General features: G+C 67.4%; 19 protein-coding genes. 9 read left to right on the top strand and 10 right to left on the bottom strand.

The window, feature by feature from the left end; translation table 11 throughout:
* Positions 1-11 precede the first annotated feature (11 nt).
* Both ACZY0R_RS20095 and ACZY0R_RS20090 read right to left on the bottom strand, forming a co-directional pair.
* Positions 12-1,061 carry a TRAP transporter substrate-binding protein gene (locus ACZY0R_RS20095; protein ID WP_488860673.1) on the bottom strand — a complete coding sequence of 350 codons (1,050 nt, stop codon included), beginning with the start codon at positions 1,059-1,061 and terminating at the stop codon, positions 12-14.
* Between the two features lie 97 nt (positions 1,062-1,158).
* Positions 1,159-2,259, bottom strand: coding sequence for an ABC transporter ATP-binding protein (locus tag ACZY0R_RS20090; protein ID WP_488860671.1), 1,101 nt, complete (start codon positions 2,257-2,259; stop codon positions 1,159-1,161).
* 153 nt (positions 2,260-2,412) lie between these two features.
* Here ACZY0R_RS20090 and ACZY0R_RS20085 point away from each other — a divergent pair, with 153 nt between their 5' ends.
* Together ACZY0R_RS20085 and ACZY0R_RS20080 are read left to right on the top strand one after the other, a co-directional pair.
* Positions 2,413-4,065: an ABC transporter permease gene (locus ACZY0R_RS20085; protein WP_488860669.1), complete on the top strand. Its 1,653-nt coding sequence runs from the start codon at positions 2,413-2,415 to the stop codon at positions 4,063-4,065.
* Positions 4,066-4,285: 220 nt separating this feature from the next.
* On the top strand, positions 4,286-4,948 hold the full coding sequence (locus ACZY0R_RS20080; RefSeq protein WP_488860667.1) for a hypothetical protein: 663 nt from the start codon (positions 4,286-4,288) through the stop codon (positions 4,946-4,948).
* A 49-nt stretch (positions 4,949-4,997) separates the two neighbouring features.
* On the opposite strand, the gene ACZY0R_RS20075 is transcribed toward ACZY0R_RS20080, so the two are convergent.
* From ACZY0R_RS20075 to ACZY0R_RS20060, 4 genes are all read right to left on the bottom strand, one after another.
* Positions 4,998-6,032, bottom strand: a complete 1,035-nt coding sequence (locus tag ACZY0R_RS20075; protein WP_488860665.1) for a Fe(3+) ABC transporter substrate-binding protein — start codon at positions 6,030-6,032, stop codon at positions 4,998-5,000.
* A gap of 199 nt (positions 6,033-6,231) precedes the next feature.
* Positions 6,232-6,654, bottom strand: coding sequence for a hypothetical protein (locus tag ACZY0R_RS20070; protein ID WP_488860663.1), 423 nt, complete (start codon positions 6,652-6,654; stop codon positions 6,232-6,234).
* 8 nt (positions 6,655-6,662) lie between these two features.
* Positions 6,663-7,301, bottom strand: coding sequence for an outer membrane lipoprotein chaperone LolA (gene lolA / locus ACZY0R_RS20065; RefSeq protein ID WP_488860661.1), 639 nt, complete (start codon positions 7,299-7,301; stop codon positions 6,663-6,665).
* A 130-nt stretch (positions 7,302-7,431) separates the two neighbouring features.
* Positions 7,432-9,759: a DNA translocase FtsK gene (locus ACZY0R_RS20060; RefSeq protein ID WP_488860659.1), complete on the bottom strand. Its 2,328-nt coding sequence runs from the start codon at positions 9,757-9,759 to the stop codon at positions 7,432-7,434.
* Between the two features lie 170 nt (positions 9,760-9,929).
* Here ACZY0R_RS20060 and trxB point away from each other — a divergent pair, with 170 nt between their 5' ends.
* From trxB to ACZY0R_RS20045, 3 genes are all read left to right on the top strand, one after another.
* Positions 9,930-10,877: a thioredoxin-disulfide reductase gene (gene trxB / locus ACZY0R_RS20055; protein ID WP_045237961.1), complete on the top strand. Its 948-nt coding sequence runs from the start codon at positions 9,930-9,932 to the stop codon at positions 10,875-10,877.
* A 167-nt stretch (positions 10,878-11,044) separates the two neighbouring features.
* The gene (locus ACZY0R_RS20050) at positions 11,045-11,719 is read left to right on the top strand and encodes a Smr/MutS family protein (protein ID WP_035859767.1); all 675 of its coding nucleotides are present in this window, start codon (positions 11,045-11,047) and stop codon (positions 11,717-11,719) included.
* Between the two features lie 11 nt (positions 11,720-11,730).
* The gene (locus tag ACZY0R_RS20045; protein WP_045237960.1) at positions 11,731-12,372 is read left to right on the top strand and encodes a trimeric intracellular cation channel family protein; all 642 of its coding nucleotides are present in this window, start codon (positions 11,731-11,733) and stop codon (positions 12,370-12,372) included.
* An 83-nt stretch (positions 12,373-12,455) separates the two neighbouring features.
* On the opposite strand, the gene glnK is transcribed toward ACZY0R_RS20045, so the two are convergent.
* A complete protein-coding gene (glnK, locus tag ACZY0R_RS20040) occupies positions 12,456-12,794 on the bottom strand; it encodes a P-II family nitrogen regulator (RefSeq protein WP_006162803.1) in 339 nt (112 codons plus the stop codon).
* A gap of 308 nt (positions 12,795-13,102) precedes the next feature.
* Between glnK and ACZY0R_RS20035 the strand changes: the two genes are divergently transcribed.
* Positions 13,103-14,269, top strand: coding sequence for a GNAT family N-acetyltransferase (locus ACZY0R_RS20035; protein WP_488860652.1), 1,167 nt, complete (start codon positions 13,103-13,105; stop codon positions 14,267-14,269).
* Positions 14,270-14,298: 29 nt separating this feature from the next.
* On the opposite strand, the gene ACZY0R_RS20030 is transcribed toward ACZY0R_RS20035, so the two are convergent.
* Positions 14,299-14,853: a cytochrome b gene (locus ACZY0R_RS20030; RefSeq protein WP_488860650.1), complete on the bottom strand. Its 555-nt coding sequence runs from the start codon at positions 14,851-14,853 to the stop codon at positions 14,299-14,301.
* Positions 14,854-15,048: 195 nt separating this feature from the next.
* The gene (gene ppa, locus ACZY0R_RS20025) at positions 15,049-15,576 is read right to left on the bottom strand and encodes an inorganic diphosphatase (protein WP_035859760.1); all 528 of its coding nucleotides are present in this window, start codon (positions 15,574-15,576) and stop codon (positions 15,049-15,051) included.
* Between the two features lie 188 nt (positions 15,577-15,764).
* On the opposite strand from ppa, the gene ACZY0R_RS20020 reads away from it, so the two are divergent.
* The 3 genes from ACZY0R_RS20020 (at position 15,765) to ACZY0R_RS20010 (ending at position 18,897) form a co-directional block, all read left to right on the top strand.
* The gene (locus ACZY0R_RS20020; RefSeq protein WP_488860648.1) at positions 15,765-17,201 is read left to right on the top strand and encodes an aldehyde dehydrogenase family protein; all 1,437 of its coding nucleotides are present in this window, start codon (positions 15,765-15,767) and stop codon (positions 17,199-17,201) included.
* Positions 17,194-17,436 carry a hypothetical protein gene (locus ACZY0R_RS20015; protein ID WP_488860646.1) on the top strand — a complete coding sequence of 81 codons (243 nt, stop codon included), beginning with the start codon at positions 17,194-17,196 and terminating at the stop codon, positions 17,434-17,436. The genes ACZY0R_RS20020 and ACZY0R_RS20015 overlap by 8 nt, the downstream gene beginning before the upstream one ends.
* Before the next feature lie 156 nt (positions 17,437-17,592).
* On the top strand, positions 17,593-18,897 hold the full coding sequence (locus ACZY0R_RS20010; RefSeq protein ID WP_488860644.1) for an MFS transporter: 1,305 nt from the start codon (positions 17,593-17,595) through the stop codon (positions 18,895-18,897).
* A 450-nt stretch (positions 18,898-19,347) separates the two neighbouring features.
* Here the strand turns inward: ACZY0R_RS20010 and ACZY0R_RS20005 are convergent, their stop codons facing one another.
* Positions 19,348-25,527, bottom strand: coding sequence for a hybrid sensor histidine kinase/response regulator (locus tag ACZY0R_RS20005; RefSeq protein WP_488860642.1), 6,180 nt, complete (start codon positions 25,525-25,527; stop codon positions 19,348-19,350).
* Positions 25,528-25,571 lie beyond the last annotated feature (44 nt).

Below are 25,571 nucleotides of genomic sequence, written 5' to 3'. Positions count from 1 at the left end.
GGGCGAGCGCTTTAGCGCGCGGCGCGCTCGTTGCGCATGAAGGCATCCAGCACGCCGGCCCGCTCGCTGCCCACGCGCGCACGCCACGCCGTTACCGCCCCCGCTCCGGCCTCGCGCAGCGCCTGCTGCACGGCCGCGGCCGGGCTGGCCTGGATGGTCACGCCATTCGCGCGCATGCGCGCGGTGTTCTCTTCCAGCCGGGTACCCAGGCGCGCCCACTGCCGTTGCTCGGTAGCCTGCGCGGCGGCATCCACGGCGGCACGCAACGCGCCCGGCAGGGCCGCGTAAGTGGCCGCGTTGACCGTGGTAAAGGACAGCGGCATGGCATAGCCGATGGCCGTGAAGTTGGGCAGGTAATCCCACAACTTGCGCCCCGCGCCGCCGTCGCCCGAGGACAGCACCGCGTTGACCGAACCGTCCTTCAGGCGCGGCATGGCGTCGGCAAAGGACAGGCTGGTGGCCTGCGCGCCGGCAGCGTGCATGACCTCGGTGGAAGTCTCGTCGTAGGTGCGTACCGACAGCGCGCGCAGGTCGGGCAGCGTCGCGACCGGATTGCGCGACCACAACCCGGTCGGCGGCCACGGCGTGACATACAGCAGATGTTGCCCCTGCGCCTCGAAGGCCCGCGCGTAATCCGCGCGGGCCAGTTCGGCCAGGCGCTGGGCGGACTCCACCGAGGTCGCGACGAAAGGCAACGAAGACAGCAGGAACAGCGAATCGACCGCGCCCAGCGCGCCACCGAAGGCATCCCCGCCCTCCAGCCGCCCTTCTTTCACCGCTGCGGGCATTTGCGCGGATTTGACGCCCGCGCTGGCATCGAAGCTGGGCGTCACCTCGATGGCACCAGCCGTGCGCGTCTTCACCTCTTCGGCGAACGTGGCCAGCCCTTCGCCCGGCATGGCGCTGGCCGGATATTCGGTGGCCATGCGCCACGCCGTGGGGGTAGCGGCAAGCTGTGCCCAGCCCTGCCCGGCGCCACAGGCAAGCAGGGCGAGCAGCACGCCGCCGCGCAGCAGTTGACGGCGCAGCGGTCGGGACGCGCGCTTCAGGGAAACAGACATGGTGGAGAGTCCTGGGGTGGTGGAGTAGTGAAGCCGTCGTGTCCAAAAGGAACAACAAAAAGGGCAAGCGAGCGGCCAAATGCCCGCCGGCGCACGCTCAGCCGCGCCGGAACGCCACGACATCCTCGACCTCCACACGGATGCCGATGCGCTCGCCGAGCGCATGATCATGATGCGACGGCACCAGCGACAACACCTGCGCGCCGCCGGCCAGGCGCAGCGTGTACAGGATATCGGCACCGCGAAAGGCTTTGTGCAGGATTTCGGCCTGCAACGGGCTGGCGTCGTCATGCACGATATCGTCGGGGCGGATCAGCACGTCCACCTCGGTGGTGGCGGGCGGCACGCCAAGCGGTTCACGGCTTTGCAGCGTGCCCAGCTCCAGCGTGACCGCATGCGGACTGGCGAGACGGCCCGGCATCAGCACGCCCTGGCCAATGAAGTCCGCAACCACGCGCGTGGCCGGCCGGTGATAGAGGTTGTGCGCGCTGTCCCACTGTTCGATCGCGCCGGCATGCATCACGCCGATCTCATCAGCCATGGCGAAGGCCTCGTGCTGGTCGTGCGTGACAAGGATGGCGGTGGTGCCCTGGGCCTTGAGAATGTCGTGCACCTCCAGGCTCAGGCGTTCGCGCAGTTCGATATCCAGATTGGAGAACGGCTCGTCGAGCAGCAGCAATTCGGGACGCGGCGCCAGTGCCCGCGCCAGTGCCACCCGCTGCTGCTGGCCGCCCGACAGTTCATGCGGAAACTTGCCGCCGGAGCCGGCCAGTCCCACCAGCGCCAGCATCTCCCCGACCCTCACGGCGCGTTCGCCGCGGCGCAGGGCATGCAGCCCGAAGGCGACGTTGTCGGCCACGCTCAGGTGCGGGAACAAGGCGTAGTCCTGGAACACCATGCCGATGCGACGGTGCTCCGGCGCCACGGCAAAACCCGGCGACGACATCACCGTCCCCTGGAGCAGGATGCGCCCTTCGCGCAGTGGCTCGAACCCCGCGATCGCGCGCAGCGCGGTGGTCTTGCCGCAGCCGCTGGGCCCGAGCAGGCAGGCGATGCTGCCGCGCGCCAGGGTAAAGGACAGGCCGTTGACGACGGCATGGCCGCCGAATCCATGATGGATGCGATCAACCTCGATCACGGTGTCGGCTCGTGCTTGCTGGGATGGACTGGAAAGGGGGTGGCCTCGCATGCCCAGCATTATATGGGGCTGGCCTGCTCGTGTCGCGGCTACGAAGGCCGCGCGGCGCCGCCCGGGCGGCGTCCCGTTGCTAGAATGCGGGACCCGCCGGCCGGCATTGCCAACCGGCCCACCGATCCCGGACCCCGAATTCCGACGCCAACCCGCCACCGCATGACCCTGCTTCTCTCCAGCCGTACCAGCCGCCTGCACCCCCTCGCCCTTGTCGCCGGCCTGGCCGCGCTGCTGATCGCGCTGCCGATCGCGCAGGTGGCCAGCAGCCTGCTCGCGCCCGGCGGCGACACCTGGCGGCACCTCGCCGACACGGTACTGGCCGAGTACGTGGGCAATACCTTGTGGCTGCTGGCGGGGGTCTGTGCCGGCGTGCTGCTGCTGGGCGTACCCACCGCCTGGCTGGTCAGCACCTACCGCTTTACCGGACGGGCATGGCTGGAATGGGCCCTGGTGCTGCCGCTGGCGATGCCGGCCTATGTCATCGCCTACGCTTATACCGATGCGCTGCAGTTCGCGGGCCCGGTGCAAAGCTGGCTGCGCGAGCTGACCGGTTGGCGCGCGCGCGAGTACTGGTTTCCGGATATCCGCTCGCTGGGCGGCGCCATCGTGCTGTTCACGCTGGTGCTCTATCCTTATGTCTACCTGACCGCGCGCGCGGCCTTCCTGCAGCAAACCCTGAACACGCTGGAGGCGGCGCGTCTGCTTGGCTATGGCACCTGGGGCAGCGTATGGCGCATCATGCTGCCGCTCGCGCGCCCCGGCATCGTCGCCGGCACCGCGCTCGCGCTGATGGAAACGCTGGCCGATTTCGGCACCGTGGCCTACTTCGGCATCCCGACCTTTTCCACCGGCATCTACCGCGCGTGGTTCTCGCTGGGCGACAAGAACGCAGCGGCCCAGCTGTCCGCCTTCATGCTGGTGTTCGTGATCGGCATCCTGCTGGCCGAGCGCATCAGCCGCGGCCGTGCCCGCGTGCACGGCGGCCAGCGCCGCGCTCCGGCCTACCGGCTGCATGGCTGGCGGGCCGCGCTGGCGCTACTAGTGTGCGTGTTGCCCGTGCTGCTGGGTTTTGCCATCCCGGCGCTGATGCTGTGCAAGATGGCGCTGGCCGAGGGCGACGCGCAGTTCGGCCCGCGCTTTATCGGGCTGGTGCGCAACAGCTTCCTGCTGGCCAGCGTCACCGCGCTGGTAGCCGTGCTGGCTGCGCTGTTGATCGGCTATGCGGGACGTGGCATTGCCGCCGGCCGGGGCTGGCTGTTGCGCGCGCTCACGCGGGTGTGCGGCATGGGCTATGCCCTGCCCGGCTCGGTGGTGGCGGTGGGCGTGCTGGTACCGGTGGCGCGGCTGGACAATGCCGTGTCGTCCTGGCTGCAACAGCAGCTCGGATGGTCGGCCGGGCTCTTGCTGACCGGCGGCATTGCCGCGCTGGTCTATGCCTACCTGGTCCGCTTCCTTGGCGTGGCCCTGCAAACCGTCAACGCTGGCCTGGTCAAGATCACCCCAGGCATGGATGCGGCATCGCGCAGCCTGGGGCACGGACCCGGCGCCACGTTGCGGCGCGTGCACCTGCCAATGCTGCGTGGCAGCCTGCTGACCGCTGCCCTGATCGTCTTCGTCGATGTCATGAAAGAGTTGCCCGCCACCTTTGTGATGCGGCCGTTCAATTTCGATACGCTCGCAGTGCAGGCCTACAACCTGGCATCCGACGAGCGCCTGGCCGAAGCCGCCACGGCGTCGCTGGTGATCGTGGCGGTGGGCCTGCTGCCGGTGATCCTGCTGTCGCGCTCGATACGGCGGGATGCGCGGGAGTAGCCCACAGGGATCGCCTGCGGAAACAGGCCGCGAATACTCCTAAATTTCTTCAACGTATTGCCGATATCTCACTAGTCCGAAGCTGCGCTCCGGCTCGCCGCCCCCTTCCCGCGCGTGCCGGGCGGCCTGCCCCCGCCGCTGGCGTGCTTCGCGCCGCATCATGACTGTGCCACCCGCAATCGTTGCCCGGCACTTGTTCGCAGCGACTTCAGAGAGTGTTATGCAGCTTCGTTACCGCATGCTCGTGTTCAAGCTGAACCGGCTGAACCCGCAAGACCGGATCAGCGCCGTCGAGGAAATCGCCCTGGCGGGCCAACTGGCAGAGCAACTGGAAAAGCCAGGCATGGTCGAGCGCCTGGTGGCGGACCTGTTCGATCACGAGAATTCCCATGTCAGGCGCATCGCGCTCAACGCGGTAAGGCGCGCGCACGGCTACCTGCAGACCGATATCTCGCTTGCCCTGCTGCGCAAGCTCCGCGACCCCGAGCCATGGCTGCGCCATGACGCTGCGTGGGTCCTCCATGAGGCCGGGCTGGACAGCCCGCACATCCGCGCGGCACTGCGCCAGCTAGCCGGCCCGGTCATGCTGCCTTACGACCAGGCGCGCGCCCGCGCCAATCCCTCCGACGCGATGCTGCACGCCCAGGTGCGCGCGCGGCAAGCACTGGACGTGCTGCTGGCACGCCAGACCGCAGGTGCCGTGGTGGCCAAGCTGCCGTACGCGGATGGCACCTTGGGCCACTCGCGAACGCGGCGGCGCGAGCACTTGAAACTGACCTTCGAGAAGCACAGGGAGCGCGGCGCAAAGCTGCGCTTCCGGCGCCTGGAAAGTGCGGAAAACAAGGCCGCGGGCGCCTTGCAGAAGCAGAAAGCCCCGGCATGAAAAATGGCGGCTCGCGCCGCCATTCCCGTCCCGCCCAGGCAGGCCGCGCTTACTTGTAACCGGCCTTGTCCGCCACCTTCTGTGCTTGCGGCTGGTACTTGCCCAACTCCGCAACATTAATCTTGTCCGCCTTGAAGCTGCCCATGGCTTCGAGTGCCGGATTGCTGATCTTCACGCTTTCCACCACCGGCCACTCGTTATTGCCATCGGCAAAATAGCGCTGCGCCTCGTCGCTTGCCAGGTACTCCAGGAACGCGCGCGCCGACGCCTTGTTGGGCGCATGCTTGAGCATGCCGCCGCCAGAGATGTTCATATGCACGCCCTGGCTGCCCTGGTTGGGCCACACCACGCCAAGCTTCTCCGCCACGGCCTTGTCCTCGGGCTTGGCCGACTTCAGGATGCGGGCGATGTAGTAGGTATTGGCGACCGCGATATCGCATTCGCCGGCGGCCACCGCCTTGAGCTGATCGGTATCGCCGCCCTTGGGCGCGCGCGCCAGGTTGGCCACCACGCCGCGCGTCCATTGCTCCGTCTTGGCCTCGCCATCGTGGGCAATCAGGCTGGACATCAGCGACAGGTTATAGACGTGCCCGCTGGACCGGATGCACAGCTTGCCCTTCCACTTGGGATCGGCCAGGTCTTCATAGCTCTTGATGTCGCCAGGCTTGACCACCGCCTTGTTGTAGGCGATCACGCGGGCCCGCGCCGAGAAACCGAACCAGTCGCCGTTCGGGTCGCGATAGTTGGCGGGAATGCGCGAGTCCAGCACGCTCGATTTGAGCGGCGCGAACACGCCCGCCTGCTGGGCTCGCCACAGGCGGCCGATGTCGACCGTGATGAACACGTCGGCGGGGCTGTTGGCACCCTCGCTCTTGATGCGCTCCAGCAGCGGGTCTTCCTGGCCTTCGATGCGGTTGATCTTGATGCCGGTCTGCTTGGTGAAATCGGCGTAGAGCGCTTCGTCGGTCTGGTAATGGCGTGCCGTGTAAAGGTTCAGCACTTTTTCCTGTGCGCTCGCGGCGAGCGGCAGCGCCAGCACGGCAAGCGCGGCGGCGCGCGGCAACAAGTGACGGAATACGATCATGACTCTCCCCCTGGATGATGTTCTGCTTCGCCCTGGAGGTGCAGTGGACGCATCCTCACGCAAGACGAACAAGGAACAATAATCATTCCTATTTCGGAGGTCAAGTTACAACGTTGTAATGTTGGACGGCCCCGGGCGGGGCAATTCAGGCCGGATCGTTACGCGGCATCACCATTGTGTCTCGCCCCGCCACCCGGACTCAGGCGCCGGCGCGCTCCACCAGCGCTTTCATGGCATCGGCAGGCAGCGGCCCATGGCAGGTCCGTTCTCCGCTGCCCTTGCTGACAACCAGCCAGACCTTGGCCGGGGCGCCCGCCGGATGCAGCAGCCAGGCCGGTCCTCGGCCGCTGCCGGTCGGATGGAGGTCTTCCAGCACGCCACTGCTGGTCGATTGCAGCAACGTGGCGCAATCGGTGGCGCTTGCCTGCGTGGCGGAGAGGAAATCCGGATTGGCGAGCACTTCAGGCAAGGCAGTGTCGGAGGCGCGCAGGAAGGCATCGACATCGAAATGCTTGCTGGCGCCGTTCTGGCCCGCGCAGGCGGCGAGCAGCACGGCCGCGGCGATGCCGGCGACAGCGCCGCTACGGCACCGGGCCAGCCGGGAGAGGGAAGCTCGGATCATGGCAGGCCTCATTGCTTCAACACATCGGCACCCTTGGGCACCGTGAACCGGAAGGTGTCGGCGGGCAGCGATGGGTTCTTCTGCATCGCGCTGAAAGTCAGCAGCGTCGTATTGCCGAAGGCATCGCGCAATTCCATCGCCTCCAGGTTGCCGGCCTTGAAGCCGATGCCGATGCGCTCGAACTGCGTGTCCTTGGACCTGGGCGTCAGTTCGATCCACTCTACGCCGTCACGGGTGGGACCATTCTTCACGGCGAAGTTCTTTTCCAGGTCATTGCTGCCGAACAAGATCGCGGCGGGGCTCGAACCCAGGGCGCCGTCGAGCTTGCGCTCGGTCACCTGGTTCAGGTCCTTGTCGTAGATGTAGAGCGTCTGGCCATCGGCCTGCAGCAACTGGTCGTAAGGCTTGACATAGCGCCAGGTGAACTTGCCCGGACGCGAAAACGCGAAAGTGCCGCTGGAGGTGCTGGCCACCTTGAGGCTGTCGCCCTGCCCTTTGACCTGGCGCTGGGTGAATTCGCCCCTGGCGCTCTTGACGCCCGCGACGAAGGCCTGGAGCTGGTCGGTGCCGGCAGCCATGGCCGCGCTTGCTGCCAGCGACAGCATGGCTACCGCGGCACATGCCGACACGAGAATGCGGATTCGCATGGTTTGTCCTTGCTTGGTGGAGGGGGGCGGCGCCAATGCGGCAGCGCCGCCTGTCCGGTTAGAGCTCTGGGCGCATGGCGGATTCCGCAACCATGTGCTTCGCGCGTAACAGCATGTTACGCGCGGCGGCTCATTCTTCTTCGCGGGCGGTGCCGGCCGGGGCCAGGATGTCGCGATTGCCGTTGCCGGACATGGCGGAAACCAGGCCGGCCTTTTCCATGTCCTCGAGCAGCCGCGCGGCGCGGTTGTAGCCGATGCGCAGGTGGCGCTGCACCAGGGAGATCGACGCGCGGCGGTTCTTCAGCACCACGTCGACGGCCTGGTCGTAGAGCGGATCGGCCTCGCCGCCGCCACCGCCGATGCCGGCGCCGCCGCCCATGCTGTCGCCGCCCAGGTCGCCCTCGGCCACGCCGCCTTCGAGAATTCCCTCGATATAGTTGGTCTCGCCGCCTTCCTTGAGCTTCTCGACCACGCGATGCACTTCCTCATCGGAAACAAAGGCGCCGTGGACGCGGATCGGCAAGCCGGTGCCGGGCGCCAGGTAGAGCATGTCGCCCATGCCCAGCAGCGCCTCCGCGCCCTGCTGGTCCAGGATGGTGCGCGAATCGATCTTGCTGCTGACCTGGAAGGCGATGCGGGTCGGCACATTGGCCTTGATCAGGCCGGTAATCACATCGACCGACGGCCGCTGCGTGGCCAGCACCAGGTGGATGCCGGCGGCGCGGGCCTTCTGCGCGATACGCGCGATCAGCTCTTCCACCTTCTTGCCCACCACCATCATCAGGTCGGCCAGCTCGTCGATGACGATCACGATCATCGGCACTTTATCGAGCGGTTCGGGCGCGTCCGGGGTCAAGCTGAACGGGTTGGGGATCTTTTCCTCGCGCGCGGCGGCTTCGTCGATCTTCTTGTTGTAGCCGGCCAGGTTGCGCACGCCGAGCTTGCTCATCAGCTTGTAGCGCCGCTCCATCTCTCCGACCGCCCAGTTGAGGGCATTGCCGGCCTGGCGCATATCCGTCACCACCGGGCACAGCAAGTGCGGGATGCCTTCGTAGACGCTCATTTCGAGCATCTTCGGGTCGATCAGGATCAGCCGTACCTGCTCTGCCTTGGCCTTGTACAGCAGCGACAGGATCATGGCGTTGATGCCCACCGACTTGCCGGAGCCGGTGGTGCCGGCCACCATGCAGTGCGGCATCTTGGCCAGGTCCGCCACCATCGGCTTGCCGGCAATGTCCTTGCCCAGCGCCATGGTGAGGTTTGATGCGCTCTCGTTGTAGACCTGCGAGCCGAGGATCTCGGACAGCCGCACCGTCTGGCGCTTGGGGTTGGGCAGTTCCAGCCCCATGTAGACCTTGCCGGGAATGGTTTCCACCACCCGGATGGAAACCAGCGACAACGACCGCGCCAGGTCGCGCGCCAGGTTGACCACCTGGCTGCCCTTGACGCCGGTGGCCGGCTCGATCTCGTAGCGGGTGATGACCGGACCCGGGTAGGCCGCCACCACCTTGACCTCGACGCCGAAATCCTTGAGCTTCTTCTCGATCAGGCGCGAGGTGAATTCCAGCGTCTCGGCGCTGACGGTTTCCTGGTGCGTCGGGATGGGGTCCAGCAACGCCAGTGGCGGCAGGTCGGAGTCCTGGATATCGGCGAACAGCGGCTGTTGCTTCTCGCGCTCCACCCGCTCGTGCTTGGGCACCGCCTGCGGCCGCACGATCTGCACCGGCGCCGCCTCCTCGATCTTGACCCGCTGCACTTCCACGGTTTCGGTGCGCACGACCTTGGCCGCCTCGCCGATGATGCGGTCCTGCTTGCTCTCGCGGCGCGCCTTGAAGCCGAGGAAGAGGTTCTCGACAAAGCCGCCCACGTGCTCGGCCACCGACAGCCACGAGAAATGGAAGAACAGCGACAGGCCGATGGCCAGCGTCAGCAGCAGCAGCAGGGTCGCGCCGGTGAATCCCAGCGCCATCTGCATCCAGCCGCCCAGCAGGTCGCCCAGCACGCCGCCGGGGGCGCGCGGCAGCGCCGAACGCAGCGGATACATGCGGATGGCTTCCAGGCCCATGCTGGCGATCAGCGACAGGCCAAAGCCGATCCAGCTCACCACCAGCCCCTGGCGCGCCTCGCCGTTGCGCTCGGGCAGCTCGGCGGTCAGCGCGCGCCAGCCGCGCCAGCAGCGCCGTACCAGCAGCACCGCCCACCAGTAGGCGGAGAAGCCGAAGATAAAGAACAGCACGTCGGCCATCCAGGCGCCCACGCGGCCGCCCAGGTTGTGAATGTCGGCCACCTGGTTGGCGTGCGACCAGCCGGGGTCCGCCTTGCTGTAGCTGGCCAGGATGCAGACGAAGGCCAGTGTGACAGCCAGCAACAGGAACCAGCGCACTTCGCCCAGCAGCTTGCCGATGCGCGAGGGCAGCGCGGATGGATCAGTACGTGTTGTGGTAGTAGCTCGGGCCATGCCTGGGTCTGGGTTACCGTGTGAAGATTGGTTTGCCCGCCATTTTAACCTTGGCCGGGGCTATCGCTCCCATTGGAATTTGCAACAGTGAGCAAACGCCCGTCCACTTATAATGCTGGTTTCGATTCACGCTGGCGCGCACCAAGGCGCACCAGCCATAGGAAAGCATCATGGCCAAACACGCAAAAGTGCTGATTCTCGGTTCCGGCCCCGCCGGCTATACCGCTGCCGTCTACGCGGCCCGCGCCAACCTCCAGCCGGTGCTGATCACCGGCCTGGCCCAGGGTGGCCAGCTGATGACCACGACCGACGTGGAAAACTGGCCGGCCGATGCCAACGGCGTGCAAGGCCCGGAACTGATGCAGCGCTTCCTGGAGCATGCCGAGCGCTTCAACACCGAAATCATCTTCGATCACATCCATACCGCCAAGCTGACCGAACGCCCGATCCGACTGGTCGGCGATGCCGGTGAATACACCTGCGATTCGCTGATAATCGCCACTGGCGCCTCGGCCCAGTACCTCGGCCTGCCCTCGGAAGAACTGTTCATGGGCCGCGGCGTGTCGGCCTGCGCCACTTGCGACGGATTTTTCTACAAGAATCAGGAAGTCGCGGTTGTCGGCGGCGGCAATACCGCGGTGGAAGAAGCACTCTACCTGTCGCATATCGCCAGCAAGGTCACCCTGATCCACCGCCGCGACAAATTCCGCGCCGAGCCGATCCTGGTCGACCGCCTGCTCCAGCGCGAGAAGGAAGGCCGCATCGAAATCCGCTACAACACCGTGCTGGACGAGGTGGTGGGCGACGATTCCGGCGTGACCGGCATCAAGCTGCGCGATGCTCAGGGCGACAAGACCGAAGAACTCAAGCTGGCGGGCGTGTTCATCGCCATCGGCCACAAGCCCAATACCGACCTGTTCGAGGGCCAGCTCGACATGCACAACGGCTATATCGTGACCAAGACCGGCCTGGCCGGCGATGCCACGGCTACCAGCATCCCCGGCGTGTTCGCCGCCGGCGACGTGCAGGACCACATCTACCGCCAGGCCATCACCAGCGCCGGCACGGGCTGCATGGCAGCGCTGGACGCCCAGCGTTACGTGGAAGCGCTGCAGTAAGCGCCTGCCCCCGGCACCTGCCGCACTGTGATTCGCTGCGCACAGCGATCACCGTGCCGCGGGCGCCCGGATAAATGGCCGCGCGGGCCCTTGGGCGCGACGCCAGTCCCGCCCGCCTGCACTACCTCCCCCACTTTATAATCACGCCGAGCACCCCGGAGAATTCCATGACGCACGGCGCAAAGAAACCTGCCAGCCCGCCCAAGCGCTTCGGCCTGACCGACCTGGCTGGCCTGCGCGAATCCCTCAAGGCCGACACCGAGCGGCGCGAAGCCGAACGCCGCGAGGCGGAAGCGGCCGCCCAGCGCGCACGCGAGGAGGCCGACGTCTTCCGCAGCAGCGTGGGCAACGTCAGCGCCCTGCGCGACCGTAACCGCATCACGCCCACGCCGCGCCACCCCGCGCCGGTACCGGTACAAACCCAGCTGGACGACAAGGCCGTGCTGGCCGCATCGCTTTCCGACGAATTCGACGTCGAGAACCTGCTGGATACCGATGAAACCCTGTCGTTCCGCCGGCCGGGCATCGGCATGGACGTGGTCAAGAAGCTGCGCCGCGGCGAATGGGTGCCCCAGGACAAGATCGACCTGCACGGCCTGCGCAGCGACGAAGCGCGCGAGGCGCTGGCCGAGTTCGTGCGGCGCTCGGTCAAGCGCGGCGTGCGCTGCGTGCGCGTGATCCACGGCAAGGGCAATGGCTCGCCAGACAAGACGCCGGTGCTCAAGGGCAAGGTGCGCAGCTGGCTGGTACAGAAGGAAGAAGTGCTGGCCTTCGTGCAGGCGCGCGGCGCCGAGGGTGGCGCGGGCGCGCTGATGGTGCTGCTGCGCCAGCCGCACGCCTGAGAGCGCGCGCGATGCATTTGCCGCTCGATCTCCTGATGGGGCGGCTGCCCCTGATCCTGCATGTCATGGAAGTGGTGGGCGTGCTCGCCTTCGCCGTCTCCGGCGTGGTCGATGCGCGCAAGCAGCGCTTCGATGCCGTGGGCACGTTCGTGGTGGCGTTCGCCACCGCCTTCGGCGGCGGCACGGTGCGCGACGTGCTGCTGGATCGCCGGCCCTTCTACTGGGTCGACCACGAAGGCTATGTGACCCTGATCTTCGTCATGTCCCTCGGCGCCTCGTTCGTGCTGCGGGTAGTCAGCCGGGTGGCGTCCGAGCGCACCATGATCACGGCCGATGCGATCGGCCTCGGGCTGTTTTCCGTCACCGGCACGTCGCTCGCGCTGGTGGCGCAGATGACGCCTACCGTGGCGGTCATGATGGGCATCATTTCCTCGGTGTTCGGCGGCGTGGTGCGCGATGTGCTGTGCAACGAGGTGCCGATGATCCTGCGCGACAGGTCGCCTTATGCCACCTGTGCCTTTGTCGGTTGCTGGGTCTATGTCGGCCTGACCTGGGTGCGGGCCGAGCAGGAACTGGCCCTGCTCGCGGGCGCGATCACCATCACGGCGGCGCGCCTGCTATGCGTGCGCTTCGGCTGGAAGCTGCCGAGCTAGCCGGGCAATCAGGGCAATCCGTGCGCCCCTCCCCCGGGACCGCCAGGATTGCCCGCCGGCGCTGAATTGCCTGGGCGGAGCGCTTAGACGGCGGCCTCGTCCTGCTCGCCGGTGCGGATGCGGATCACTCGCTCGATCTCGGTGACGAAGATCTTGCCGTCGCCGATCTTGCCGGTGTGCGCCGCCTTGACGATGGCGTCGAGCACGGTATCGAGCTGGTTCTCGGCAACCACGACCTCGATCTTGATCTTGGGCAGGAAATCGACCACATACTCGGCGCCGCGGTACAGCTCGGTATGCCCTTTCTGGCGGCCAAAGCCCTTCACCTCGGTTACCGTCAACCCGGTCACGCCGACGTCAGCCAGCGCCTCGCGCACTTCGTCCAGCTTGAACGGTTTGATGATGGCGGTAATCTGCTTCATTTTGGCCCCTTATATAGTCGTTGGTTAGTGAGAGAGTTTAGCCTGCCCGGCGGGTTGCCGGATGTTGCCTGCCGCACAGCGCCATTTCCGGTAGACTCAACCCGCCCTGCCGCCTGTGCAAAGCTCGCGCGGCGCGGACAGCCATGGCGGAACAAGGCCCTGGCCGGCGCCACCGAGGCGTCGGCAGCAGGCAAATGATGAGCGGATCTAGCGCAATGCAGTCTGAATCTTGCAAGCCGGGACCGGACCACCCTGACGCGAGCCCCCCAGGGACGGCCGCGGCACAAGGCGGACAGGAACACGAGCGGATGGAGAATTATCGCACGCAGATCGTTTTCGATCTGTCCGAGCTGCCGGCGGCCACATGGGATGCCCTGGTGGCGGCGCAGCCCGGCGCCACGCCGTTCCTGCGCCACGCCTTCCTGCACGCCCTGCACGCCAGCGGCAGCGCCTGCGACGAAACCGGCTGGAGCCCGCGCTACCTGACCCTGTGGGCACCGCACGAAGGCGGCGGCGAGCGCCTGGTGGCGGCCATGCCGCTGTACGCGAAATCGCACTCGTATGGCGAATACGTGTTCGACTGGGCCTGGGCCGACGCCTATGCGCAGCACCGCCTTCCCTACTACCCAAAGCTGCTGTCCGCGATCCCCTTCACGCCCGTCCAGGGCGCGCGGCTGCTGGCCGAGGACGTGGGCGCGCGCCGTGTCCTGCTGCAAACCGCGCTGGCGGTGGCGGAGCAAAGCCAGTTGTCATCCCTGCATGTGCTCTTCCCGGACGAGCATGAGGCCGCGTTGATGGCAGACGCCGGCATGCTGATGCGGCATGGCGTGCAGTTCCACTGGACCAACCCGGGTTATGAGAGCTTCGAGGCGTTCCTGGCCACGCTCTCGCAAAAGAAGCGCAAGAACATCCGCGCCGAACGGCGCCGCGTGGCGGAAGCTGGCATCACCTTCCGCCAGTTGCGGGGCGCGGAGATCGGCGACGACGAATGGCGCTTCTTCCACCGCTGCTATCGCCAGACCTACCGCGAGCATCATTCCACGCCCTACCTGAACCTGGACTTCTTCCGGCGCATCGGCGCCGCCATGCCGGAGAACCTGCTGCTGGTGGTGGCCGTGCGTGCCGGCCAGCCGATCGCCGCCTCCCTGGTGGTCTACGACGGCGACCCCGCACGCAGCACATTGTTCGGGCGCTACTGGGGGGCGCTTGAGCACCACCCATGCCTGCACTTCGAGACCGCCTACTACCAGCCGCTGGAATTCTGCATCGCGCAGGGTATCCGCACCTTCGAAGGCGGCGCGCAGGGCGAACACAAGATGGCGCGCGGATTCCTGCCGGTCGCGACCCGCTCCGCCCACTGGCTGGCGCATCCGTCCTTCGCCGATGCCGTCGAGCGCTTCCTCGTGCGCGAGCGCCAGGGCATCGACGCCTACCTGGACGAACTCAACGACCGCACGCCGTTTGCCCGCAGCTGAAGCCGGCCATGGCTGGCCGGCTTACCGCGTCAGCGCCACATGCGCCGCAGCGTGTTGTCGCCCAGCATGTAGTGGTGGAACAGCGCGGCCACCGCATGCAGCCCGATCACCGTGTAGAAGGCGGTACCCAGCGTTTCATGGATTTCCTTCAGGGTATCCTTCAGGTCCGCGTTCTGCGCCACCAGCGAGGGCAGTTCGATGCCGAGCCCCGGCAGCGTCATCAGGTGCCCACCCGCGTTGAGGGCCAGCAGGCCCAGCACGGGCTGTATGAAGATAAACAGATAAAGCACGAGGTGCATGGCGCCGCCTAGCAGATGCATCCAGCGCGGGCCGGGCTCGGGCGCCGGCGCCCCGCCCAACAGGCGCCACAGCAGGCGCGGCACGGCCAACACAATCACCAGCGCGCCGGCCCACTCGTGGACCGACATCGACAGGGCTCGGGCGGCACTGCCTTTTGCGGTAAAGCCCTTGAGTTCGATCGCGGCATACGCGGTGGCAATCAGCAGGAAAACCGCCCAGTGGAAGAAGACCGCCAGACCGGAATAGCGAACCGTGGCGGATGGCTTCGAAGTGGTAACGTACATGGGGATTGGCAGTCTTCCTGCCGAGTTGTTCTGTGATTGGAGCTTAACCCACAGGCTTCATGGTGTCTTTGGCTTCGATCAAGCCCGACGCAACAAAAAACCCCGCCGTGGCGGGGTTCGTTCAGCTGCGGTTCAGCCAGGCGCGGGAAACGGCCATGACCGACCCTGCGGCGCGCCGCCCGGGGCGGCGAAGGCTTACTTCGTGTAGTTGGCCACGCCGTCGGTGATTTCCTTGTGGGCTTCCTCGATGCCGGCCCAGCCTTCCACCTTGACCCACTTGCCCGCTTCGAGTGCCTTGTAGTTCTCAAAGAAGTGCTTGATCTGGTCCAGCAGGTTCTGCGGCACGTCGGACAGGCCCTTCATGAAGGCGGTGGCCGGCGACAGCTTGTCCAGGGGCACGGCGATCAGCTTGGCATCCACACCCGACTCGTCGGTCATCTTGAGCATGCCCAGCGCGCGGCAACGCACGACGGCGCCGGCCAGGATCGGGAACGGCGAGAGCACCAGCACGTCGACGGGGTCGCCGTCGCCCGACAGGGTCTGCGGAACAAAACCGTAGTTGGCGGGATAGCGCATGCCGGTGCCGATGAAACGGTCGACGAAGAGCAGGCCGGTTTCCTTGTCGGCTTCGTACTTCACCGGATCGCTCTGGGCGGAGATCTCGATGATGACGTTGAAATCGTTCGGGATGTCCTTGCCGGGGGAAACGAGGTTGAAGCTCATGCTTGCTCTCCAGATGCCTGTGTTTGAGGATGGCGGGCATTATAGCGGTTCGAAGCTGACCCGGGCCTGACGCCACGTGCCTTGCGCGCCTCGCGCGGTGAGTGATAATGGCGAATTGTCCCAATGACGCATCGACAGGCGCACTAACAGCCACAGGCTGACGGTCGCATCCAGCCGGAGCCAATCCAATGCACGCCCAGCACTTCGTTGCCAACCGCCTGATCGCGCCGGATTCCGGCATGCGCATCAAGGTATTCGACCCTTCCAGTGGCGAGCCCTTCGCCGAAATCGCCCGCGGCAACGCGGTCGACATCAATGTGGCCGTCTACGCCGCCCGCCAGGCCGTCGAAGGCGCCTGGGGCGCCATGGCGCCCGCCGAGCGCGCACGCCTGCTCAACCGCGTGGCGCTGACGCTGATCGAGCATGAAGCCGAACTCGCCGCGCTGGAAGCGCGCGACACCGGCAAGCCCTTGCGCCAGGCTGCCGCCGACGCGCGCGCCGTGGCGCGCTACTTTGAGTTCTACGCCGGCGCGGCCGACAAGCTGCACGGGCAGACCATTCCCTACCAGCCGGGCTTCACCGTGCTGACCGTGCGCGAGCCGCATGGCGTGACCGGCCACATCATCCCGTGGAACTACCCACTGCAGATCTTCGGGCGCAGCGTCGGCGCGGCGCTGGCCACGGGCAATGCCTGCGTGGTCAAGCCCGCCGAGGACGCCTGCCTGTCGCTGCTGCGGGTGGCGGAGCTGGCGGCCGGGGCCGGCCTGCCCGAGGGCGCGCTCAATATCGTCACCGGCTATGGCCACGAAGCCGGCGCGGCACTGGCGCGCCACCCCGGCATCAACCACATCTCCTTCACCGGTTCGCCGCAGACCGGCAAGCTGATCGCGCAGATGGCAGCCGAGAACCACGTGCCGGTCACGCTGGAACTGGGCGGCAAGTCGCCCCAGATCGTGTTCGCCGACGCCGATGTCGATGCGCTGGTGCCGGTCATCGTCAACGGCATCGTGCAGAACGCCGGCCAGACCTGCTCGGCGGGCAGCCGCGTGCTGGTGGAACGCCCGCTCTACAATGCCGTGCTCGACCGCCTTGCCACGGTGTTCGAGTCCCTGCGCGTGGGTCCATCGGAGCTGGACCTTGAATGCGGCCCGCTGATCAACCGCAAGCAGCAACAGCGTGTATGGGACTTCGTTTCCGACGCGCAGCACGCCGGCATTACCGCGATGGCGCAAGGACAGATCGTGGCGGAAGCGCCGGAATCCGGCTACTACCAGGTGCCGATGCTGTTCCGCGACGTGCCGCCGGCGCACCGGCTGGCGCAGGAAGAAGTCTTTGGACCGCTGCTGGCGGCAACGCCCTTCGACACCGAGGCCGAAGCCATCGCTCTCGCCAACGGCACCCCCTACGGGCTGGTCGCCGGCGTCTGGACCCGCGACGGCGCACGGCAGCTCCGGCTGGCGCACAAGCTGCGCGCGGGCCAGGTCTTTATCAACAACTACGGTGCCGGCGGCGGGGTGGAACTGCCTTTCGGCGGTAGCGGGCAGTCCGGCCACGGCCGCGAGAAGGGCTTCGAAGCCCTGTACGGATTCACCACACTGAAAACCATCGCCATACAACATGGGTAATATCAACTTCCTGTCGGTCGCGTTCGCCATTTTCTTCTTCTGGATGGCATGGCACGTCAGAAATAAACGCGCCACCAACCCCTCGGCCATGCCGCGCCTGCAGGTCTTCAAGCGCAAGTGGGGCAACACCGTGGGCGACCGCGTGCACTGGTGCCTCTATGTGGCCCTGCCCTTCCTGCTCGCGCTGATGATGGTCGCCAACGCGCTGCGCGGCCGCGGCCCGTTCGCGCACTAGGAGGACGCTCCAACATGAGCCCGGCACCGTTGCCGCGCAAGGCGGTGGCACCGGTGCGGGCATCGCATTCAACGCGGGGGGGCCGCGTGTAGCAAGCGGCGCCCCTCATCCAGCGGTATCGTGCAATCAGAGAGAGTAAATCCCAGAGGAGACAGCATGACAACAACCGCAGTACAAAGCGGCGCGGCCGACCCCACCTTCGAGGATGCCACTTACCGCAAGGTGAGCTGGCGTCTCGTTCCCTTCCTGCTGCTTTGCTACGTGGTGGCCTACCTGGACCGGGTCAATGTAGGCTTTGCCAAGCTGCAGATGCTTAACGACCTGCAGTTCAGCGAGACCGTCTACGGGCTGGGCGCGGGCATCTTCTTCATCGGCTACTTCCTGTTCGAGGTGCCCAGCAACGTGATCCTGCACAAGGTGGGCGCGCGCATCTGGATCGCCCGGATCATGATCACCTGGGGGCTGATCTCGGCGGCGATGATGTTCGTCACCACGCCAACGATGTTCTACGTGCTGCGCTTCCTGCTCGGTATCGCCGAGGCTGGCTTCTTCCCCGGCATCATCCTCTACCTCACCTACTGGTATCCGTCGCACCGTCGCGGTCGCACCACCACCTATTTCATGACTGCGGTTGCGCTTGCCGGCGTGATCGGCGGGCCGCTGTCGGGCTGGGTGATGCAATCCTTCGACGGCCACAACGGCTGGTCCGGCTGGCAATGGATGTTCCTGCTCGAAGGCATCCCGTCGGTACTGGTGGGGCTGGTGGTGCTGGCCTACCTCGACGACCGCATCGTCCATGCCAAGTGGTTGAACGATGAAGAGAAGGCCCTGCTCCAGCGCAATATCGCCAACGAGGACATGCACAAGGAAGACGCGCCGGTCGGCCAGGTGCTGACCAGCCCGCGTGTCTGGCTGATGAGCTCGATCTACTTCTGCTTCGTGATGGGCCTGTACGGCGTCAGCTTCTGGCTGCCCACGATCATCAAGCAGACCGGCGTGAAGAGCCCGCTGGACATCGGCCTGCTCACCGCCATTCCCTATGGCTGCGCGGTGGTCGGCATGATACTGGTGGCCTACAGCGCCGACCGCACGCGCGAGCGCCGCTGGCATATCGCCCTTCCCGCGCTGGCGGGCGCGCTTGGGCTGGTGCTGTCGGTGCAATGGCACAGCAACACAGTGCTGGCACTGCTCGGACTGACGCTGGCCACCATCGGCATCCTGACCACGCTGCCGCTGTTCTGGAGTCTGCCCACGGCATTTCTCGCGGGCACCGGCGCCGCGGCCGGTATTGCGCTGATCAACTCGCTGGGCAACCTGGCAGGCTTTATCAGCCCGTATGCGGTGGGCTGGCTGAAGGACCTGACGCAAAGCACGGATTCCGGGATGTATCTGCTGGCGGTGTGTCTGGTGGTAGGCGCGGCGCTGACGCTGTCGGTGCCGGCTCGAATGGTGAACAAGTAGGAATCTGAGAGGGGGCGCCACATCGAGCGCCGCCCTCTCCATCGTCCCCTCTCCGGCAAGCGGAAGAGCCAACCGGCGGCAAGGAAGAGCGATGGAGCCGGAACACGATGGGGGTAGCCGTGTGGAGCGCCCGAGGGGCGGGCCACACGGCCCCGCGATGCGAAGCGAGCCGTGAAGGTGTACCAGGCCGTATGGGGCGCCTCGTGATTCGGCGAAAGGAGCGGAAAAGAGGGACCCATGTCTGAGTATCGCCTTAAGGCGATGCGAGTTTGGGTCCCGGCCGCTCTTTTTGTCGAATCACGAGGGGAAGTCGCCCCATCCGGCGCGCCTTCTTTGCCTACTTTCTTGGCAAGACAAGAAAGTAGGTCGCCGCCCCGCAGGGGTGGTGAAACTGCCTTTGACTTTGGGGCTTTTAGGCTTTTTAGTCTTTGACGCCAAAGCCCCCCTCCCTCAATTCCCCGCATCCTCCCCCAACATCTGCGCCACCGACCCCGCCGTCCCCGCCGCGCGCTCACCCAGCAACTGATGCAACATAGTGAGCAGCTCATCTTCGTTATACGGCTTGCCCAGGTAGACATTGACACCGATCTCCGCGGCATAGCGGCGATGCTTCTCCGCCGTGCGCGAGGTAATCATCACCAGCGGCATATGCGCGGTACGGCTATCCGCCCGCACATTGCGAGTCAGGTCGAAGCCATCCATATGCGGCATCTCGATATCGACCAGCATGGCATCCGGCATCATCTCCTGCAACTGCCGCAACGCATCCACGCCGTCCCGCGCGAGCGCCACCTGATAACCCGCGCGTGTCAGCAAGCGATGCGTGACCTTGCGCACGGTCAGCGAATCGTCGACCACCATGACGGTAGGCTGCGTGCCCAGGCCGTGCACCGGCGCGGCTTCGCCGTGTGAGAGTTCAGCCACCGCGCCCAGCTGCGCCGGTTGCGCCAGTTGTTGCGCCAGGTAGGTGAGATCGGCGATCTGCGGACGCGCCGGTTCGCCGCGTTCGCGCACGAAGCGCTGCGCCAGCACCACCGGGTTGTAGATCAGCACGATCTCGCCATCGCCCAGCGTGGTCGCGCCGGCAATGCCTTCCAGGCGCGCCAGGTGCGGGCCGATGTGCTTGACCACCACTTCGCGGTTGCCGATCACTTCGTCCACGTGCACGGCGATGCGTTCGGCGCCGCTGCGCACCACCACCACCGGCGAATACTTCTTGCCCGCGGCAATCGCCGGCGTTTCCTCCAGCAACGTCCCGAGGTAATGGAACGGCACCGCGCCGCCGGGCACGTCGAGGCTGCCCTGGTTGTAGGCTTCGAGCAGCCCCTGCGAGCGCAATTGCTGGACCTGGTCGATCATGCCGCTCGGGATGGCGAACGGCCGGCCGCCCAGCGTGACCAGCAGCACCTGCGTGATGGCGGTTGTCAGCGGCAGGTGCACGGTAAAGCGGGTGCCTTGCCCGGGTTGCGTGGCCAGCGCGATGCGCCCGCCCAGCGCCACGGTCTCGGCGCGCACCACGTCCATGCCGACGCCGCGCCCGGCGAGTTCCGACACGCTATCGGCCGTGCTGAAGCCGGGGGCGAAGATCAGTTCCGTGAGCCGCGCATCGCCCGCCTCGTCGTCCGGGGACAGCAGTTCTCGCTCGATGGCCCGCGCGCGGATGCGGGCGAGGTCAAGCCCGCCGCCATCGTCGACGAAATGCAGCACCACCTCGTTGCCTTCCTGCTGCACTTCCAGCGTCAGCGCGCCGGCGGCCGGCTTGCCCGCGGCGCGGCGGACCTCGGCGGCCTCGATGCCATGCACCACCGCATTGCGGATCAGGTGTTCGATCGGGCCGGCCATGCGGTCCAGCACCGAGCGGTCGACTTCCACGGTGCCGCCCTTGATCAGCAGGCGCACGTCCTTGCCGGTCTCGCTGGAGGCCTGCCGTGCCACGCGGTACAGGCGTTCGGCCAGCGCGTCGAACTGCACCATGCGCGCCTGCATCAGGCTGCGCTGCAAGCCGCGCGTGAGGCGGGCCTGCGTATCGAGGTCGCCAGTGGCGCGGTCAAAGCCCCGCTGCAGGTTCTGCTCGACGGTGGCCACGTCGTTGACCGACTCGGCCATCATCCGCGTCAGTTCCTGGAAACGCGTGAAGCGGTCGAACTCGAGCGGATCGAATTCCTGCTTGTGCTGGGCGTCGGCGATGCGCGAGGCCATCTGCGACTCGGCCTGGATCTCGATCTCGCGCAACTGGCCGCGCAAGCGCGCCACGTTGTCGTTGAGTTCGCCCAGGTAGCTGCGCATCGCATCCAGTTCGCTTTCCAGCCGCGCGCGCGTTGCGCCGACTTCGCCGGCGTCGGTGATCAGCGTATCGAGCGTGCGGGCCTGGACTCGCACCAGCGCGCGCTGGCGTTCGCCGGCGTCCGCTGCCGGCGCCAGCGCGTCGCCCGGCGCAGGCGCCACGGGGCGCACCGGCCCGGCTTGCAGCCAGGGCTGTACGGCGGAACGCGCCAACGGCGCCGGGCCGCCCTCGCCGCCACCTTGCGGGGCATCTTGTGGTGCATCTTGCGCGGGTACCGGCGTGCCGGCCATGCCCGCCGGGACCAGCGCCGCCGGCGCGCTGTTCAGCCCGGTCATGGCGTTGATCAGGTCGGCATCGTCCACCGGCAGCAGGCGGCCAGCCTGCAGCGCCTCGCTATGCGCGAGGATGCGGTCGTACCAGGCATACAGGCGCACGAACAACACCGGCCCGACGCGATCCGCGCGCACGGCGGCGTCGAGCAGGGTCTCCATCTCGTGGGCTGCCTGGCCCAGCGCCATCGCGCCGGCCATGCGCGCACTGCCCTTGAGCGTGTGCAAGGCGCGCAGGATCAGGCCAGCGTGGCTGGCGTGCTGGCCATCGCCGGACGCCGTCTCCCAGCCACGCAGCAGCTTGCCCAGTTCGGGGAGGCTGCCGTGCGCCTCTTCCAGGAAGATCTCGACGAGCGCCGGATCGAGGGATTCTTCCGCAGCCGCCTCATCGGCCAGCGGGTGCGCAGTGCCCGCGGTCTCATGCACATCCGCGGCACCGGGCGCCGGCGGGATCCGGCCGGTGTCGGCATGCACGGCGAAGGAAGCTTCGCCCGTGTTGGCCGCGTCGGTATGACCGGCATCCACGCCCGCCGTATCCAATACCGTGATGGCAGCATCGTACAGCGCGCCAGCATTGGCCGCGGGCGCTAGCTTGCCGAACAACAGCGCAACCGGCGCGTCCTCCGCCTCGGGCGGCAACTCCGGCGCCGCCGGCATCGCCAGCCGCGGCCGCACCATGGCACGCTCGCCCAACTCGGCGAGACTGCGGCAGAGCGCTTCGTCGGCGGCCGGCCAGATGCCGGCGGCAAACTGGTGCAACATGCCGCGCACGCGCTCGACCGCCTGCTCCAGCAGGCGGAAGTCGCCAGGGTGCATCGCCACCGGGTGCGCGCCGAGTTGCAGCATCAGGCGCTCCAGCACCTCGGCAATCGCGCGCACCGGCTCCAGTCCGACCGTGGACGCGCTGCCTTGCAACGTGTGCGCCACGCGCAATGCCAGCTCGCTCGGGCAGGGCCGGCCTTCGTGGCGCCACTCGGAAACATCGGTGGCGAACTGGCGGATCAGATCGTCGGCTTCCTGCAGGTAGACGTTGTAGAGCGGCAGGCTGATACGCACCGGGCCGATCAGCTTGTAGTGATCGTTTTCCTCCGCGGGCGTGCTGGCGAAACGGAAGGGAATGACTTTGGCATCCGCCCCGGCGTTGGCATCTTCGCCGGCCCCGGCCGCCGGAAGACCGGCCTGCGCCTCCTGTTCCGGCTCTGTTTCCGGCTCCGCCTGCCCTTGCTGCACCTGCCCCCCCTGCTCACCCAGGGACTGTGGCGCCACAAGTTCATGGCCCGATGCCGGCTCCAGCTGTTCGCCCGCGCGCACGGACTGTGCCGCGGCCAGCAGGCCGGCGGCATCGTGCACCGCCTGGGCATCGCCGCGCAGCGCCTGGGCCCAGCCGGCAAGCTCCTGGTGGGCGCGCAACAACAGGTCCAGCAGGACCTGCGCGGGGGCGCGTGCCTCGGCAATCCACAGATTCATCACCTGCTCGATGGCCCAGGCCGCCTCGCCATAGCGGTGCAGGCCCACCATCCGGCTGGAACCCTTCAGCGTATGGAAGGCGCGCCGCAGGCGGCTGATGGTATCGGCATCCTGCAGCGCCGGCAGACCGCCACCGAGATCGCTGGCGACCTCGCCCAGCACCTCGACGGCTTCGCTCAGGAAAATGTCGAGCAGTTCAGCATCGATGCCGGCCGCATCTGCCTTCTCGGGCTTCTCGCTCTTCTCCGCATCCCCGGCCCCAGCCGGCATCGCGGATGCGCCCGGTGCACCGGCCGGCAGCGCATCGGCCAGCGCCACCACCAGCCGCTCCGCCGCGCCGTGGGAACCGGCCAGCCAGGCATTGAACTGGGTGGTGGCTTCGGTGGCCTGGCGGCGCAAACCGGCAGCATCGTCGATGGCGGCCTGTTCGTTCATGGCCTGCAGCGCAGCGCGCAGCGTCATCACCTCTGGCGCGTCGGCGGCGGCCGGGTGCCGCACGGCATCGTTGGCAGCCGCGCGCGCCCTGGCAAGCAGGGCCGCGTGGGAGACGGCGCCGCTGTGGACGGCCTGGCCATCAGCCTCGGCTGCCTCGTCCCGCACCTCCGCCGCCGGGCTCCGGCCAAAAGCCAGCGCATCGATAAAGGCATGCACTGCGCCAAGCTCGCCGGCGATCGCGGCAAGCCGGGCGGCGCGCTCGCTCGCGGCGTCGGCCTCGTTGCCCGGACCGGTAGCGGCATCGCCCGGGACTTGCGTGGCGCGGGCGCCAGCGAGCCACTCGAGGGCTGGCATCACCCGCTCCAATGCCACCGCTACCGCCTGCGCGTCGGTGCGCAGCGCGTCGGGCAGCGCGCCGGCGTCGCGCAATTGCTCCAGCGTGCCGGCCAGCGCCGCGAACGCGCGCTCGGCATCGCGCAGGTGTGCGCCGGCCTCGGCGCGGGCGACGTCGCGGTCATAGGCATCGAGCCACGATTCGCCGCTGTCGAGATGGCCGCGCAACTGCGCGACCGCGGCCTCGCGCAAGCGTTGCGCGCGCGCCTGGTCCACCATCTGTGCGAGCCAGCGCGGGGGCGGCGTCGCCTGGTCGCCGCGCTGGCGCTCGCCGAGATGCAAGGCCAGTTCATCGCAACGGTGCGCGAATTCAGCCGCCGCGGCATGGCCGGTGCTGCCATGCACACGCCACGGCAAGGCAAGCGCACGCCCCAGGAACAGCGCGATGGCGCCGATACCGCCAAGATTGTCATCGCCGGAATGGACCTGCAGCGCGGGGTGCGCGGCGGCATCCAGGCAGCGCTGCAAGGCCGGCTGGGCCAGCGGCTGCGCGGCTTCGGCCAGCACCGCCAGCGCGTTTTGCCATTCACCGTGTTGTGCGCCGGCGCCCGCCGCCCGTTCGAGCGCGGCGGCTGCCTGCTGCAGATTGTGCGTATCGATCGGGTCGAGCCAGCCGTAGTAGCGCACGCGGAAATCGGCATGCGCCGACGCATGCGCCACGTCGATGCGGAAGGCTTGCAGGCACTCGCGGATGGCGGAGCGCAGCACCAGCACGGCCGCGCTCTCCGGCTCGCTGGCAGCCGGCATCCTGCTCGTGGTGACCAGCAAATACACGGCATCGTTGAGCAGCGCCTGGGGCACCCGCACCTGGCCCTGCAGGTACTGGCGCAGCAGCAGGTGCGCGCGCCCCGCCAGCCGCTTGGCCAGCAGGTCCGACGGCAGCAGGCCGTGGGCCAGCGCGCCAAACACCAGCGCCAGCACGTGCCATACGCCGCGGTCCGGGTGATCGGTGGCGCGGCGCAGCTCCTGTTCGCTCGCGCGCACGTCTTCCAGCGCGGATTCCAGCGGCAGATACGCTTCACGCAGCAGGCTCGGCTCGAGGCACGGCACCGGCAGGCGCAGCGCCTTGAGCAAGGCGCCCTCGAAACGCTGGCGCGCGCGCGTCACGGTGGAGGCCATGCGCGTCGGCAGCAGGATGCCGGGCAGCATCTGCAGTTCGTCGACCCACAGGTCGGCAGGGTGCACGCGATCCTCGCCGAGCCGGCCCAGCACGTCGGCATAGGAGCAGAACAGCCGCACCGGATCTTCGTCGTCGCCGACCATCAGGTCATCGACGTACTCGGCCAGCGCCTGCACGCCAAGGCGGAAGGCGGCCAGGGTCCGGGCGTCGGCGGCGACTGCCCCGCCGTCGATGCCTTCCAGCAGCCGGCGCAACGCCTGGCAATACGGATCGACACCGCGCAGGCCAACGATATGCACGGCACCCGCGGCCTGGTGCAGATGCTGGCCCGCCAGGCGCAGCGAGGTGGTGTCGCGCGCGCCCAGCGCTTCTGGCGCCTGCTGCACTTCATCGACGTAATGACCCAGTTCGGCCGCAGCATCGTCCAGCGCGGCGCGCAGGCTCGGCGCCAGCCAGGCCAGTACGGAAAGGTCGCGCGATACCGGCGCGGCGGGCGGGGCGATGGACAGGTCCCGCGCCGCAGAGGGCATCGGCGCTAGCGGATCCTGCACGGCCGGATCGGAGCCGGCGGCCTCGCGCGAAACAGGGAAATTCAATGACATGACTGCTTCCAATGCGTCCAATGTGGTGGCGCCGGCCCGTGGCC

Source organism: Cupriavidus sp. F041 (genome assembly GCF_057814235.1).
The sequence above is the reverse complement of the archived record's forward strand: the minus strand, read 5'-3'. Positions and strand labels throughout refer to the sequence as shown.

Bases quoted from the DNA above. Each gene is read 5' to 3' on its own strand.
- ACZY0R_RS20095 (WP_488860673.1), bottom strand. From the start codon at position 1,061: ATGTCTGTTTCCCTGAAGCGCGCGTCCCGACCGCTGCGCCGTCAACTG.
- ACZY0R_RS20090 (WP_488860671.1), bottom strand. From the start codon at position 2,259: ATGCTGGGCATGCGAGGCCACCCCCTTTCCAGTCCATCCCAGCAAGCA.
- ACZY0R_RS20085 (WP_488860669.1), top strand. From the start codon at position 2,413: ATGACCCTGCTTCTCTCCAGCCGTACCAGCCGCCTGCACCCCCTCGCC.
- ACZY0R_RS20080 (WP_488860667.1), top strand. From the start codon at position 4,286: ATGCAGCTTCGTTACCGCATGCTCGTGTTCAAGCTGAACCGGCTGAAC.
- ACZY0R_RS20075 (WP_488860665.1), bottom strand. From the start codon at position 6,032: ATGATCGTATTCCGTCACTTGTTGCCGCGCGCCGCCGCGCTTGCCGTG.
- ACZY0R_RS20070 (WP_488860663.1), bottom strand. From the start codon at position 6,654: ATGATCCGAGCTTCCCTCTCCCGGCTGGCCCGGTGCCGTAGCGGCGCT.
- lolA (WP_488860661.1), bottom strand. From the start codon at position 7,301: ATGCGAATCCGCATTCTCGTGTCGGCATGTGCCGCGGTAGCCATGCTG.
- ACZY0R_RS20060 (WP_488860659.1), bottom strand. From the start codon at position 9,759: ATGGCCCGAGCTACTACCACAACACGTACTGATCCATCCGCGCTGCCC.
- trxB (WP_045237961.1), top strand. From the start codon at position 9,930: ATGGCCAAACACGCAAAAGTGCTGATTCTCGGTTCCGGCCCCGCCGGC.
- ACZY0R_RS20050 (WP_035859767.1), top strand. From the start codon at position 11,045: ATGACGCACGGCGCAAAGAAACCTGCCAGCCCGCCCAAGCGCTTCGGC.
- ACZY0R_RS20045 (WP_045237960.1), top strand. From the start codon at position 11,731: ATGCATTTGCCGCTCGATCTCCTGATGGGGCGGCTGCCCCTGATCCTG.
- glnK (WP_006162803.1), bottom strand. From the start codon at position 12,794: ATGAAGCAGATTACCGCCATCATCAAACCGTTCAAGCTGGACGAAGTG.
- ACZY0R_RS20035 (WP_488860652.1), top strand. From the start codon at position 13,103: ATGGAGAATTATCGCACGCAGATCGTTTTCGATCTGTCCGAGCTGCCG.
- ACZY0R_RS20030 (WP_488860650.1), bottom strand. From the start codon at position 14,853: ATGTACGTTACCACTTCGAAGCCATCCGCCACGGTTCGCTATTCCGGT.
- ppa (WP_035859760.1), bottom strand. From the start codon at position 15,576: ATGAGCTTCAACCTCGTTTCCCCCGGCAAGGACATCCCGAACGATTTC.
- ACZY0R_RS20020 (WP_488860648.1), top strand. From the start codon at position 15,765: ATGCACGCCCAGCACTTCGTTGCCAACCGCCTGATCGCGCCGGATTCC.
- ACZY0R_RS20015 (WP_488860646.1), top strand. From the start codon at position 17,194: ATGGGTAATATCAACTTCCTGTCGGTCGCGTTCGCCATTTTCTTCTTC.
- ACZY0R_RS20010 (WP_488860644.1), top strand. From the start codon at position 17,593: ATGACAACAACCGCAGTACAAAGCGGCGCGGCCGACCCCACCTTCGAG.
- ACZY0R_RS20005 (WP_488860642.1), bottom strand. From the start codon at position 25,527: ATGTCATTGAATTTCCCTGTTTCGCGCGAGGCCGCCGGCTCCGATCCG.